This is a genomic window from Pyrodictium occultum (assembly GCF_001462395.1).
GTDB lineage: Archaea > Thermoproteota > Thermoprotei_A > Sulfolobales > Pyrodictiaceae > Pyrodictium > Pyrodictium occultum.
Genome location: NZ_LNTB01000001.1, coordinates 19,645 through 32,359, shown reverse-complemented (window position 1 = coordinate 32,359; position 12,715 = coordinate 19,645). Strand labels below are relative to the sequence as shown.

Here is a 12,715-nt window from a genome sequence, read left to right as displayed (position 1 = left end):
CCCCTTAGCCTCCAGCTTCTCTCGGCGGCTAGGGGCGTCAGGGCTTGAACCTTGACGAGTTCATCTCCAGGTTTGTCGGCGAGAAGGAGGCCGCCCTCCTCCGCCCCTCGGCTAGCCAAATAGCCGCGGCCACCAAGGACTACGGGTACATGGAGGTATACGCCTACCCCTCCGTGGACTCCGTCCTCGCTGCGGCCATACTCGCCAGCACTTTCGCCAGGAACAACGTAGGCTTTACCCTCTACTTCACAGCGGCGCCTCCCGCCGCCAGCGATGCACCCATGCTCCTCCTAGGCTACCCCTCCTCCCTGGCCAGCGAGCTCTCACCCCGCAAACCCTCCGCCCTCATAGGCTTCGGAGAGGTACCCCAAGGCCTCCTATCGGTGGCTGTGACGAGCCATACCTCCTCTAGCATAGCGGGCCTCCTAGTCGGGGTTCTCTCCGAGATAACAGTCGTAGGGCCCCCCGCGGTCTACTCGGTGGTTGCGGGCTACTGGCGCGGCCTTGACGTGGGCAAGAAGGGCGAGTTCACCGGCATAGAAAACGGTATCATAGAGACACTTAAGCTCGAAAACAGGGTGGAGGAGCACTTCAGCCTCAGGCTCTTCCGCTGGCTCTTCGAGCCGACGGAGGAGGCCCTTCACCTGACCCTTGAGCCCTACCTCCCGGGCATAACGGGTAGGCCGGAGGAGGCCCGCCGCCTCCTGGAAGAGGATCCTCGCCTCTCCCCCCTAATCGGCAAGACCCTGGAGGAGGCGCCGGAGCAGGCGGTGGCAACCCTCGGGGAGAAGCTCTACGTTATGCTGAAGGAGGCCAGCAGCGTGCCGCGCAGGCCCTCGGAGCTGATAGGGATAACCCACTACAGCCGTCCCGCCCCCCTGCAGGACCTGCGCGAGGCGGCTATAGCCCTAGCGGTCTACGGCGAGAAGCACGGGGCAGCCGCACTAGCCTCCCTAGGCGTGGCGGAGGACCTAGTTGCGGCTGCAGCCTACTACACCTACCACGAGAGTATACCCTCCATAGTAGATGCCGTGGAGGCCAACCTCTCCAGAAAGAGGCCCCCACTGAAGAGGAGCGGCCCCTTCACAGTAGCCCTCCTCGAGAGGGTTGGGGACGCCCCGCTGCTCCCAGTGGAGCGTATACTCCGCAAACTGGGGGTGATCCGGGGCCAGGAGGTGGCCGGCTACCAGCTGGATGGCTCCACAGCCCTCGTATCCATGGAGAGCCTCCTCTACAGCCAGGGGCTGGGGGCTGTGAGAGAGGCTATCGACTCCAAGTGTCTACGCTATCGGGAGGGGGAGCTGCTTGGCGAGATCAGGCTCGGATGCCAGTAGGGCCCTGAAGGTGGAGATCCTCCTGCGCATAGAGGGGCTTGGCGAGGAGGCTGCTAGAGCGCTCCAGGCCGCTATACGGCCCGACGACGCCACAGCGCCTCGATGGATGAGGATTTCTGAGCGTGTGGAGGACGGAGACCTGGTCCTGGAGCTGGCTGTAGAGGCCGGGGATCCTAGGAGGCTTGGATCTCTACGCAACACTGTGGACGAGATACTAGAGTACCTATACTCGCTGCTGAAGGCCATAGAGGAGACTACTAAGACTTTAAAGCAGCCCGGGGCAGGCCACGGCGGTACCCGGGGCAGCAGGTAATGAGCCGCAGGCCTGCTAGAACGAGGGATAAGTGGCGCCTCAAGAAGTGGTACGAGGTAGTGGCGCCCCAGGTGTTCGGTAGCGTCACCCTAGGCACGACCCCCGCCGACGACCCGCGCAAGCTCATAGGCAGGGTGATGGAGACCACGCTCTACGACATAACCGGCGACTTCTCGCTGATCCATGTTCACCTCTACCTCCAGATAATCGACGTGGATGAGGAGAACCTCAAGGCCTTCACGAGGTTCAAGGGGCACGAGCTGGCCCGCGACTACATGAAGAGCCTCATACGCAGGAAGAGCAGTAAGGTGCAGGGCATATACAATGTGACCACTAAGGACGGCTACGGGCTTAGGATAACCGGCGTGGTCCTCACGACCTATAGGTGTAAGACCAGCCAGAAGAGGGCTATAAGGAAGGTGATGGGAGACATAATAGTCAAGCGCTCCGCCGAGATGACTCTAGACGGGCTGATAAAGGCAATGCTGTTCGGGCAGCTAGCCAACGAGGTATTCGAGGCGGCCAAGAAGATCTACCCGCTACGCAAAGTCGAGATATACAAGTCCAAGCTGCTTACCGTGCCCGGCCCTGACGGGAAGCCGCAGCCCGCGGTAGTGGTGTCGCCCCTAATGTACGAGATACGCTAGAAGCCCGGAATAGCGCATTGTTTTTACCCTCTGCCAGCCCGGCTCGGTGCAACATTCTCCCCTGTACCTCCAGTGCACTAGCCATAGCTCTGGCCGCCTCTCTGGGCCTTTGCCACAGCTAGAGGGAGCGGAACAAGCTTAGACCGTCGTCCCGGGGAACGGGCGCTGGGCCTGGGGGGTGGAGGGTCTCCATAGGATGCAGGGCTCCAAGTGTAACCTCGTCCTCATGAAGACAGTGCTGGGGATGGAGAAGGTGGCTGCGAGCTACGTAAAGGAGATAGACCCCGGCGCTCGTGTCGAGCCTTCTCCCCGCGGCTTCCGCGGCCTAGTACTAGTTGAGCCCTCTAGGGACAAGTATGAGGTGGCCAAGGAGATAGAGGAGAGGGTGCCCGAGGCAGAGAAGGTTGTCGTCGCGGAGGCCTGCACAGAGGCGGACCCCAGGAAGATCGCTGAGATAGCTGCCGAGTTAGCCCCCAGGTTCATATCAAGCAGTGAGACCTTCGCAGTGCGCACCGTCCGGCGCGGGAGACATGGCTTCACGAGCATAGATGTGAACGTTGTCGTGGGCGACGCTGTGAGGCGGGCAACCGGGGCGCAGGTGAACCTCCGCTACCCCGACAAGGTTGTAGCGGTTGAGATCATCCAGGACCTTGCCCTCATAGCCTTCTACCCAGGCTCCCGTGAATGGCGGAAGATGAGGCCCGGCAAGTACCCGCTCTACAAGCTCTTCCGCCGCCTCTCGGTAGTCCAGATGCCCTACCTCGGCCCCCTGGACGCGTGCCGCACCATGGGTGTCAGGGTAGGGAGGGAGGTCCAGAACTTCGAGGTAGGAGAGCTGGTCGTCTCCCCGATAGGCCTGGTGGACGCGCTCCAGCTTAAAACCTTCCTGGATGGCGTGTTTGAGGGCATAGAGTCTAGGTACCAGGTGCAGAGGAAGAGCTACGGGAGGGACGTGCACCGGGTCCCGGTTTACGTGCAGGACCTCTACCAGCTCGTCCGCAGCCGCTATGACGAGCCGGTGATAGTATTCGAGCCCGAGGGAGACCCGATTTCCAAGAGGGCCAGGGACATACTAGAGCTGGTCAGGAAGGGGAGGAGGGTGAACCTGCTCTTCGGCTCCAGGGAGGGCATACCCGAGGGCGTCTACCGGTTCGCCGACCTCGTGCTCGATGTTGCTCCCGGTATAACGCTGTCGACAGAGTACGCTGCGGCCGCCGCACTCATAGCCATAGGGAGCGTCATCCATGACCTGCTAGCTGTAGACCGGGAGCCGGCTGGGGAGCAGGGCTCCAGGAGCTAAGGGGCAAGAAACCACGCTCCTCTCGCCCGGGGGGCTTAGACGGGTAGGCCGCGTGCCTTCAGAATCCTGGCTACCTGCTTGGCAAGCAGCGGGTCGCGGCGCCCCAGCTCCCGTATGAGCCGCCTTATGTTCTGGAGAGGGTCTGGCCTCCTGGGCTGCCTCCTCCGCCTCCGGGGTATGGCGGGCTGCGGCGGCTCCAGGTAATCTCTAACCTCGTTGAAGACAGCCTCGCGGGAGTCGTCGAGCCTAGCTGGCTGCATGGCTGCTGAGACCTTCTCGAGTATAGATTTGGCCTCTTCAAGCGGCTCATCGGATTTAATGGTTTCTTTGAGCTCCTGCATTACAGACTTTATGAACTCCTCTCCCTTGTTGCTCGCCGCATTGTATATGAAGACGTTGGCCACCAGGCTGGCGAAGCTTGTAGCTATCCTCCTAGCCTCTCCCAGGCCCGAGTCTATGGGCTTCAGCGGGGTGTAAAGCGCGTCTGCTGCAGCCACTAGCGCCTTGGCGCACCGGGCTGCGTCGGCCTCCCCGCTGGTGCACGATGCCTCAATGTGATCCAGCGCCGCCTCCAGTATTGATGCCATTATGTTGCGCCACGCCACGTCGCAGCGCCTCCACGGGTCCAGGGCCCCAGGAGGGAAGGTGCGTGCCAAGGGCTTGCCTACAAGGAGTAGATCTTATCTGTTCTCATCTGAGCGCGTAGTGCGCCGGCGAGACTACAACCACCCCCAGGGGGCCTGGAGCCCCCGGGAGGTGGCCTGCCGGGTTGGTCAGACTGCTCATAGTATCGGATATACACGGGGCCGTCGAGAAGGCTAGGCGCCTGGCCAGGATCAGGAGAGACGTGACAGTAGTAGCGGGGGATATAGCCCGGTGCGGCTCCATCGAGGAGGCCCGCGAGGTGCTCTCAGTGCTCGCGGCCCAGTCCCCGGTTGTCTGGGTTCCCGGCAACTGCGACAGCCCGGAGTCGCCGGGGATACGCGTGGAGAACGCGGAGTGCATCCACCTTAAGGCCGTCAGCATGGCGGGGCTCGTATTCGCCGGCGTAGGCGGCTCCGTGGCAACCCCCTTCGGCACTCCCTTTGAGTATAGCGAGGAGGAGTTTGCTAGGATGCTGCAGCAGCTGAGAAGCATTGTGAAGGGTTATGAGGATAGACTCGTGCTGGTATCCCACACCCCGCCCTACATGAGCGGGCTTGACAGGGTGCGCGGGGGAGAGTACGTCGGCAGCCCCAGCCTCCGGAGCTTCATAGCCGAGGTCAAGCCGCTGCTGGTGGCTACCGGCCACATACACGAAGCCTGGGGCTCAGCCTGCGTCGAGGGCGTGCCCGTGGTTAACCCCGGGCCCCTAGAGGCTGGAAGGTACGCTCTGGTCGACCTCGACCCGGGCCGTGGCATGGCCCGCGTACAGCTTGCGAGGATCTCTGAGGCGCTGTAGAGGGGCTCGGCAATCCCAGCCCGTTCTCCCCAGCAGCCCGTCGGCGAAGAGCGCTCTCCTCACCGCCCCTCCTCCCAGGGTGGCAGCACAGTATTAATTTCGGTCCTTGCCGCCGTCCGGGCCCCTGGGGGTGCGGTGGAGAGTTGTCCACGGCAGGGCTCAAGGGGATAAACGCGGTCGGCCACCGGGGCTGGGTCGAGGTAAAGTGTAGGATATGCGCCAAGAAGCTCGATATAACGCTCGACATAGTATACGTCTGCCCCCACTGCCGTGACCGCTATGGGGCCTACTTCTGCGCGGCCGATGCCAAGAGGCTCCACTACCGCTGCCCGTTCTGCGGCCGCGAGCTGCAGCCCATAACCCCCTGGATAGCGCAGAAACGCCGCTAGCCCCTACCGCCTAGATGCTTGGGCTACAGCCCCGGCCCCGCGGCCCCTCTTTCTCCCGCGCCCACCCCGGCTGCGCTCCAGGGCACGGTGGACGCGTATGCCTGTCCCCCCGGCGGCTGAGCATCCAAGCATAGTGGAGGCCTGGAGAGGGGTAACGGAGTACTGGTACGAGAACTTCCGACGCGTGCTGGTCGTGCGTGCCGGGGGCTGTACGGTACTCTCTATAGACGTGTACAGGAAGCTCGACGGCATACCCCCGGGCTACCGTGTGGCCGGGAGGCTCCAGGCCCCCGACGCGCCTGTGGAGCTGATCTACCTCGAGGCCCCCGAGCTCGCCCGGAGCCTGGAGAGCCTGGGCCTGAGGCCAGACCGTGTCGAGCTAGTAGTCGTCCATAGCAGCGGCGAGGCCGGCGACCGCTATGAGGCGGGCAACGTTAGGATAACCTGCTGCAGCAGCGCCTGCGGTGGCCTCTCCTACAGCGATGTCTACCGCCTATACCGCCGTATCGTGGAGGCTGTTGAGGGGAGGGATCCCGAGGAGAAGCCGCTCCGGGCCCCCGAGCCTGTTGAGAGGGTCTATATGCACCGGCTCTCTAGGCGCTAGCCCTGGCCCTCGCCCCCGGCACGTTATAAGGGGGCAGGCTCCTTTGCTATACTACGGTAAGGGTAACGCGAGTCATGCCCATGCCGTTCTCCATACTCGCTGATACCTTTGAGAAGCTTGAGAGGGTTACAGCGCGTACCCAGATGCTCCTCTACCTGGTAGAGCTGTTCAAGAAGACGCCGCCAGATGTTGTGGATAAAGTGGTCTACTTCCTCCAGGGTAAGCTGTGGCCGGACTGGAAGGGGCTCCCCGAGCTGGGCGTGGGGGAGAAGCTGCTGATAAAGGCTGCATCTATAGCGCTCCACGTATCCGAGCCCCAGCTGGAGCAGCTGGCTAAGAAGCTCGGGGACATAGGCCGCGCCATAGAGAAGGTGAAGGCTGAGAAGGCTAAGAAGACGCAGGCGGTGGGCCTCCTAGCCTTCATGAAGGCCCCAGGTGGGCAGCAGACGGGGCTGACGGTTGAGAAGGTGTACGATACGCTGGCCAAAATAGCCATGGCACAGGGCGAGGGGAGCCGCGAGATAAAGCTGAAGCTTCTCGCCGGCCTCCTGGCAGAGGCCTCCCCCAAGGAGGCCAAGTACATAGCCAGGTTCGTGGAGGGCAAGCTGAGGCTCGGAGTCGGCGACGCTACTATCATGGACGCCCTAGCCGCTGTCTACGCAGGCAGCGCCTCGATGAGGAGTATAGTGGAGAGGGCTTACAACCTCCGCGCGGACCTCGGCATGATAGCTAAGATACTGGCCACCAAGGGCATAGAGGAGCTGAAGCATGTGAAGCCGGAGGTAGGTATACCCGTACGCCCCATGCTGGCGGAGAGGCTGAACGACCCGGCGGAGATACTCCGCAAGCTCGGCGGGAGGGCGCTGGTCGAGTACAAGTATGACGGTGAGCGGGCGCAGATACACAAGAAGGGAGAAAAGATATGGATATTCTCCCGTAGGCTCGAGAACATAACCTACATGTACCCAGACGTAGTAGAGATGGCCAGGAAGGGGATAAAGGCCAGCGAGGCTATAGTAGAGGGCGAGATAGTAGCAATAGACCCGGAGACCGGGGAGCTGCGGCCCTTCCAGGTCCTCATGCATAGGAGGCGTAAGCACGACATACACGTGGTGCTCTCCGAGATACCCGTCGCAGTATTCCTATTCGACACCATATACGTGGACGGCGAGGATCTAACCGTAAAACCCCTGCCCGCTAGGCACGAGATCCTCGAGAAGATAATAGAGCCCAGCGACACGTGGCAGCTAGCCAAGGGGATAGTGACAAGCAGCCCCGAGGAGCTGGAGAAGTTCTTCCTCGAGGCCATAGAGAACGGCGCCGAAGGCGTCATGGCGAAGGCCATGCACGAGCGCAGCATCTACCAGGCCGGCTCCAGAGGCTGGCTCTGGATAAAATACAAGCGCGACTACAAGTCAGAAATGAGCGACACCGTGGACCTAGTGGTTATAGGCGCGTTCTACGGCAAGGGCAGGCGCGGCGGCAAGTTCGGCGCCCTGCTCATGGCGGCCTACGACCCCGACACGGACACGTTCAAGAGCGTCTGTAAGGTTGGCAGCGGTTTCACCGACGAGGACCTGGACAAGCTCGGCGACATACTGAAGCCCTACATACGTGACCGCAAGCCGGCCCGTGTTGACAGCCAGCTGAAGCCCGACGTATGGGTTGAGCCGGCGCTTGTGGCCGAGATCATAGGCGCTGAGCTGACTCTCAGCCCGATACACACCTGCTGCTATGGATGGGTGAGGAAGGGGGCCGGCATATCGATAAGGTTCCCGAGGTTCATACGCTGGAGGCCCGACAAGGGCCCCGAGGACGCGACCACAGCTAAGGAGCTCTACGAGATGTACAAGAGGCAGCTACGGAAGATAGAGGCCTCCAGCGCCCAGGGGTATTAGGGCCGGCGGCGCGGCCAGCACCCGGGGGCTGTGAGGACTACCCGGCAAGTAGGAGCCGCCCTTCCAGCGGCCATGACTGGTCAGGGTTTCGCCGAGCCCCATTAACCCCTATCCCGGCGGGGACGCTGGCCCCGGGATTACTCGTAAGAGGCTTCCCGGGTCCTCGGGCCTGAACCCCCTAGGGGGAGGGGCGGTGACGAGGGACCCTATCGCAGCTCGCAGTGCTACCTAGAACTCGGGGGAGCGTCCCGCCCTCCCCGAGGATGTTGTGGGGCCGGCGCTTCCGAGCCCCTCCCACGCCGCTGCGAGGCCGCCCCCTCCTTCTGGCCTATGAGTAGTGAGAGCAGCGTCCTAACCGTTATAGTGCCCACCACCTCCCCCTTCTCGTTGACCACGGCTATTATAGGCTCGTGGAGCAGGGCCGCGTTTGAGAGTATCTCTACAAGCCTTGTGTCGGCGGTAACTATAGGCACCTCGGTGCGCGTGAAGAAGCGCACGGGCAGGCGCCGGAGCAGCTGCGGATCAACCCCTACAAGATCCTCTGCAACCACGTAGCCTGCAGGCCTCATGTGCTCGTCCACTACTACAACGGCCCCCTTCTCCGAGACGACCCGGGCCGCGTACTCAGCCGTCTCGTCGGCATGGATAACGTTCATTTGGAGGTCTACGTCGCGTAGCCTCAGCCGCAGTATATCCGGCCGGCGCTCGGTCACGCGGAGCGACAACGAGGAGAGTATGGTAGACGCCACTATAGCCATAAGCACTGCAGTGTAGGCGTCATAGCCCAGCAGCCCGTCCTGGAGGAGTGTGAGGAGCAGCGCGGCGTCAACCCCGCCCTTAGCCAGGTAGAGGAGGCTCTCCCTCCCCCGGAACCCCTCGAGCATGGCTACCGCTATCTTAGGCGCCGAGGAGGCCGCTAGGAGGGCTAGCGAGAGGAGCAGTGTGGGAAGGCCGGGCCTAGCAGCGTTAACGCCTATGCCTATGAAGAATAGCGGCTCGAGGAACCCGTAGGTGAACGCCCTCACGCGCTCCAGGTAGAGCGGGCGTAGCTCCATATACTCGGAGAGCGAGACGCCGAGCAGCAGGGCGGTCACGGCGGCATTAAAGCCCAGCACCTCGGCTATATAGCCAGCCATTATAACGAGCGAGACCACTATAGCGAAGGGCGCCTCCCTGACAGCCATGTGCCTCTCTATGAACAGCATGAACTTGTCCAGGTAGTGCCTCCCGAACAGGTAGATCAATATGATGAACGCTGCGGACTCCACAAGCTTGTCGACGCTCAGCCCCTGGGCCACAGTGTTGAAGAGCGTCAGCCCAGCCACCTCCGCTATCAGCGCGATCCTCATAGCAGCTACATCCTGCTCCCTGAGCGTCCCCTTGGAGAGCAGTATCTTCATCAAAGGCCCGGCGCTTACCATAGCCATTACTATAGCCAAGGCCAGCTCTACTCGGAGAGGCATCGAGGCTATCACGTGGAGAAGCGGGAGAACGGAGGCAATCGATAGCGAGAGGAGCAGCAGGGACACGAGAACTTCTCTCACTCTTGGACGGAGCAGCGAGGGGTTCGAGAGCTCCTCCACGCCCGCCAGGAAGAGCGTGAAGTTTATACCGAGCATGAAGAGGAGAGACGCCTGGCCCAGATCGCTCGGCGAAACCAGCCCCGTCACAGCCCTGCTCAGGATAAGCCCCGCTAGCACAGAGCCCGCAAACCCGGGTAGCCCTAGCCGCTCTGCAGCCTCCTCGCTAGCCTTGGCTGCGAGCAGCAGTAGCCCTAGCAGTACTGCAGCCCCAGCAGCCTCCATGCCTCGGGGCCTCCGACCAGCACTCCCCCGGGCCTCGGCGTAGAGGAGAGCCGGGGAGCCTCCAGTCCTCTAGGGCCTGGAGGGAGAGCCGGGGGTCTATGGCGGCGGGATGGGGCCTATAGCTGCTTGGCCCCGTCACCCGCAAGCCTGGAGCCTATATGAAGGACTGGCTCTGCGGCTCCTTGCCAGCCACGGTGCCCGGGAACCTCTCCCAGAGTACAGCGTTAACCATGAGGAACAGGTTGACAAGCCTGGCCACACCGTCCATAATCCTCTGCCTGGAGACCTCGTCCCCGGATAAGAGCACCTCGGCTACAATAGCCTCCGGAGAGTCTATACTACCATTGAGCGCCACGCGGCAGTATGGGCACACCGCTATTAGCCTTTCAAGCAGCTGGGCGGTAAACCTCACACGCTCCTCAACCGGCATCTTCCTAACCTCCTCCCTATGCTGCTCCGAGAAGTTGACACCAATGCTGAGGATCACGTCGCCATTCTTCAGCCCTATGACGCGCAGCTTGACCTGGAGAGGAGGAGGCGTTGCAACCAGGAGGCCCCACTCGGCGTTCGAGGGCATCGGGGCGTTGAGGGGCGCCACCACGAGCCCAGCGTCGGTAAGCCATGCTGTAATCTTCTCCCTGGCCTGCTTGGCCAAAACCCCGGCCCCTCCACGGGCCTCTACAAGGATTCTCGATAAAGGGTCTAGCGGCCCCCAGAGGTGCTATGGCGATTCTCTTTATGGATATCATTTTAACCTAGCCATATACCCCTAGTAACTCCCCGGAACGGGTGAACCCGGCCATGGCTGAGCGTGTTAAGACGGGTATACCCGGGTTTGACGAGATACTCTACGGCGGCATACCCCGGAGGAACGTTGTCCTCCTCAGCGGAGGCCCGGGCACCGGCAAGACCATCATGAGCCAGCAGTACCTCTGGAACGGGCTCCAGATGGGGGAGCCCGGGGTATATGTCGCGCTCGAGGAGCACCCCGTCCAGATAAGGATAAACATGAGCCAGTTCGGCTGGGATGTGAGGCCCTACGAGAAGGAGGGAGTCTTCGCCATTGTAGATGCCTTCACCGGCGGGATAGGAGAGGCTGCTAAGAGGGAGCGCTACGTCGTACGCGACCCCAGCGACGTGGGGCTTCTGATAGACGTGCTTAAGGAGGCCATAAGGGATACCGGAGCCCAGCGGGTGGCTATAGACTCCGTGTCCACACTCTACCTCACCAAGCCCAGTGTGGCGCGCAGCGTGGTGATGATGCTGAAGAGGGTGCTAAGCGGGCTCGGCACGACGAGCTTCCTGGTGAGCCAGGTGTCCGTCACCGAGAGGGGCTTCGGCGGCCCCGGCGTCGAGCACGCGGCTGATGGCATCATAAGGCTAGACCTTGACGAGATCGAGGGCGAGCTAAAGCGCAGCCTCATAGTATGGAAGATGAGGGGCACCAAGCATAGTATGAGGAGGCACCCCTTCGAGATAACCGACAAGGGGATAGTGATCTACCACAACAAGGTGCTCCGCATAACTAGGCGGGGCGTGTTGGAGGAGGCTGTGGGTGGGCCCTAGAGTGGCTGGACGGCTTCGGCACGGCTCTTCATCAGCATCCCGCAGCCCCGCTCAGTGTGGGGCTGCGGTATCGTCGTCGCAGGCGCACCACACCGCCGTCCGGTGGTAGGAGGGCCGGTAAGAGCGTTTTATGCCTTAAAGGTGTGTAGTCCAGCGCTGCCCGTACTGGTGTGGCTGGGCCATGGGCGAGACTGGGGAGATACCATACCGGGCCAAGAGGATGATAGTCTCCGAGGCTCCTAGGGGCGGTATAACGCTCGCGGGGGTCCTGGCGTCCCTCTCCAGCCTTGTGCCCCTACTGCTCCTCAACATGGGGGCGCGCACCGGCCTTGTAGAGGATGTGTTTGCTGCACTCTACCTCTCCAGCCTCCCCGTGGTGGCCTCGGGGGTCTACCAGTTGTATAGGCTCGCTCTAAGCATCTCCGAGGCCTGTGGGCTTGCGAAGCCCTCCGGCCTCGTGTTTGCAGTCGGTGCCGCCCCGCTGGGCTACGTGGTCCCGATATACTACACGCTGTACCTGCTCAGCCGCTGCGACGGCTTGAAGGGCAGGGTTAATGCTACGCCTCTAGACATAATGCTCAACCTTATAACCTTCGGGCTCCACTCAGCGCTCTACGCCTCCCTGTTCAACAAGGTGCTTGACAACGCGTTGAAGATGCTGGGCAGACCCTACTAGCCGCATCTCTCGCGGAAGGGGCAGGAGGCGCACCAACGCCCCCTCCTTACTGCAGCTTGCCTCTCTCCCCTCCAGTACGCCAATAGGGGTGCAAGCATCTCCAGCTCCAGGTCCGGGTCGTGGGCCAGCACATGGAGTGCAGCCCCGTCGCCAGCCACGGGCCTCACCCTGGATAGGTCGAGCCCGGAGAGCAGTGCGATCAGGCTCCGATTGTCGCGGGCGGCTGCGAGCACGAGCCTGGTGCCACTGCTCATCGGGAACCCTGCGCGCTCCAGGGTGAGGGCGTAGGCGTAGAGCCTCACCTTGTCGCTTGGATAGAGCCTGCCTGGCCTCCCAGAGATCTTCCCCACGACCACAGCCGCCACTCTGCCATTCCTCACGTGGACTGCGTGGGGCCTGCCTATCACCGGCACCCCCTCAACCACAGCGGCCACGGGTATGGAGAGGGTGAAGGAGCCCGCTCCCGGGGGTATGCGGCGCCTCGCCTCGAGGAGCACCTCGACGAGCTTGCGGGCCTCGCTCGCCCTCTTCGCGCCCGGCTCCTGCTCCCCGAGCAGCTCGTACTCCAGCCTCTTCTCGCAGAGGGCCTGGCTGGCCAGGAGCCCGGGGGTGACATAGGGGAGGCCGAAGCGGAGGCAGCAGTACTCGCCCTTGGAGACAGCCTCCAGCACCAGCCTCACGTTCTCAAGCACTTCCTCGAGGCCATCCGGCATAGCGGGTCCTCGTGGCGTGGCTGGGCGGG

General features: G+C 62.4%; 14 protein-coding genes. 10 read left to right on the top strand and 4 right to left on the bottom strand.

Going from position 1 to position 12,715, the window contains the following annotated elements:
• The first annotated feature begins 44 nt into the window (after positions 1 to 44).
• The 4 genes from CF15_RS00145 (at position 45) to CF15_RS00130 (ending at position 3,594) form a co-directional block, all read left to right on the top strand.
• Positions 45 to 1,334: a hypothetical protein gene (locus CF15_RS00145; protein WP_058369994.1), complete on the top strand. Its 1,290-nt coding sequence runs from the start codon at positions 45 to 47 to the stop codon at positions 1,332 to 1,334.
• Positions 1,335 to 1,344: 10 nt separating this feature from the next.
• Positions 1,345 to 1,647: a KEOPS complex subunit Pcc1 gene (locus tag CF15_RS00140; RefSeq protein ID WP_168371179.1), complete on the top strand. Its 303-nt coding sequence runs from the start codon at positions 1,345 to 1,347 to the stop codon at positions 1,645 to 1,647.
• Positions 1,647 to 2,294, top strand: coding sequence for a 30S ribosomal protein S3ae (locus CF15_RS00135; RefSeq protein ID WP_058369992.1), 648 nt, complete (start codon positions 1,647 to 1,649; stop codon positions 2,292 to 2,294). Before CF15_RS00140 ends, CF15_RS00135 begins: the two co-directional genes overlap by 1 nt.
• A gap of 178 nt (positions 2,295 to 2,472) precedes the next feature.
• Positions 2,473 to 3,594 (top strand): SPOUT family RNA methylase, encoded by a 1,122-nt coding sequence (locus tag CF15_RS00130; RefSeq protein WP_236698047.1) that lies wholly within the window; start codon positions 2,473 to 2,475, stop codon positions 3,592 to 3,594.
• A gap of 35 nt (positions 3,595 to 3,629) precedes the next feature.
• Here CF15_RS00130 and CF15_RS00125 read toward each other — a convergent pair whose 3' ends face one another.
• On the bottom strand, positions 3,630 to 4,250 hold the full coding sequence (locus CF15_RS00125) for a hypothetical protein (protein WP_168371178.1): 621 nt from the start codon (positions 4,248 to 4,250) through the stop codon (positions 3,630 to 3,632).
• Between the two features lie 113 nt (positions 4,251 to 4,363).
• On the opposite strand from CF15_RS00125, the gene CF15_RS00120 reads away from it, so the two are divergent.
• The 4 genes from CF15_RS00120 (at position 4,364) to lig (ending at position 7,926) form a co-directional block, all read left to right on the top strand.
• Positions 4,364 to 5,035 (top strand): metallophosphoesterase, encoded by a 672-nt coding sequence (locus tag CF15_RS00120; RefSeq protein ID WP_058369989.1) that lies wholly within the window; start codon positions 4,364 to 4,366, stop codon positions 5,033 to 5,035.
• 143 nt (positions 5,036 to 5,178) lie between these two features.
• Positions 5,179 to 5,424 (top strand): hypothetical protein, encoded by a 246-nt coding sequence (locus tag CF15_RS00115; RefSeq protein ID WP_058369988.1) that lies wholly within the window; start codon positions 5,179 to 5,181, stop codon positions 5,422 to 5,424.
• A gap of 97 nt (positions 5,425 to 5,521) precedes the next feature.
• Positions 5,522 to 6,028 (top strand): hypothetical protein, encoded by a 507-nt coding sequence (locus CF15_RS00110; protein ID WP_058369987.1) that lies wholly within the window; start codon positions 5,522 to 5,524, stop codon positions 6,026 to 6,028.
• Positions 6,029 to 6,102: 74 nt separating this feature from the next.
• Positions 6,103 to 7,926, top strand: coding sequence for a DNA ligase (lig, locus tag CF15_RS00105; RefSeq protein ID WP_058369986.1), 1,824 nt, complete (start codon positions 6,103 to 6,105; stop codon positions 7,924 to 7,926).
• A gap of 224 nt (positions 7,927 to 8,150) precedes the next feature.
• On the opposite strand, the gene CF15_RS00100 is transcribed toward lig, so the two are convergent.
• Positions 8,151 to 9,731, bottom strand: coding sequence for a cation:proton antiporter domain-containing protein (locus CF15_RS00100; protein ID WP_058369985.1), 1,581 nt, complete (start codon positions 9,729 to 9,731; stop codon positions 8,151 to 8,153).
• Between the two features lie 154 nt (positions 9,732 to 9,885).
• Positions 9,886 to 10,386, bottom strand: coding sequence for a DUF2299 domain-containing protein (locus CF15_RS00095; protein WP_058369984.1), 501 nt, complete (start codon positions 10,384 to 10,386; stop codon positions 9,886 to 9,888).
• A 146-nt stretch (positions 10,387 to 10,532) separates the two neighbouring features.
• On the opposite strand from CF15_RS00095, the gene CF15_RS00090 reads away from it, so the two are divergent.
• A complete protein-coding gene (locus CF15_RS00090; protein WP_058369983.1) occupies positions 10,533 to 11,297 on the top strand; it encodes a KaiC domain-containing protein in 765 nt (254 codons plus the stop codon).
• 181 nt (positions 11,298 to 11,478) lie between these two features.
• A complete protein-coding gene (locus CF15_RS00085; RefSeq protein ID WP_058369982.1) occupies positions 11,479 to 11,973 on the top strand; it encodes a hypothetical protein in 495 nt (164 codons plus the stop codon).
• On the opposite strand, the gene CF15_RS00080 is transcribed toward CF15_RS00085, so the two are convergent.
• Positions 11,970 to 12,686 carry a hypothetical protein gene (locus CF15_RS00080; protein WP_058369981.1) on the bottom strand — a complete coding sequence of 239 codons (717 nt, stop codon included), beginning with the start codon at positions 12,684 to 12,686 and terminating at the stop codon, positions 11,970 to 11,972. The genes CF15_RS00085 and CF15_RS00080 overlap by 4 nt on opposite strands.
• Positions 12,687 to 12,715 lie beyond the last annotated feature (29 nt).

What these genes read in the sequence shown, in the direction of transcription:
- CF15_RS00135 (WP_058369992.1), top strand. Translation starts at nt 1,647, where the DNA reads ATGAGCCGCAGGCCTGCTAGAACGAGGGATAAGTGGCGCCTCAAGAAG.
- CF15_RS00110 (WP_058369987.1), top strand. Translation starts at nt 5,522, where the DNA reads ATGCCTGTCCCCCCGGCGGCTGAGCATCCAAGCATAGTGGAGGCCTGG.
- lig (WP_058369986.1), top strand. Translation starts at nt 6,103, where the DNA reads ATGCCCATGCCGTTCTCCATACTCGCTGATACCTTTGAGAAGCTTGAG.
- CF15_RS00100 (WP_058369985.1), bottom strand. Translation starts at nt 9,731, where the DNA reads ATGGAGGCTGCTGGGGCTGCAGTACTGCTAGGGCTACTGCTGCTCGCA.
- CF15_RS00090 (WP_058369983.1), top strand. Translation starts at nt 10,533, where the DNA reads ATGGCTGAGCGTGTTAAGACGGGTATACCCGGGTTTGACGAGATACTC.
- CF15_RS00085 (WP_058369982.1), top strand. Translation starts at nt 11,479, where the DNA reads ATGGGCGAGACTGGGGAGATACCATACCGGGCCAAGAGGATGATAGTC.
- CF15_RS00080 (WP_058369981.1), bottom strand. Translation starts at nt 12,686, where the DNA reads ATGCCGGATGGCCTCGAGGAAGTGCTTGAGAACGTGAGGCTGGTGCTG.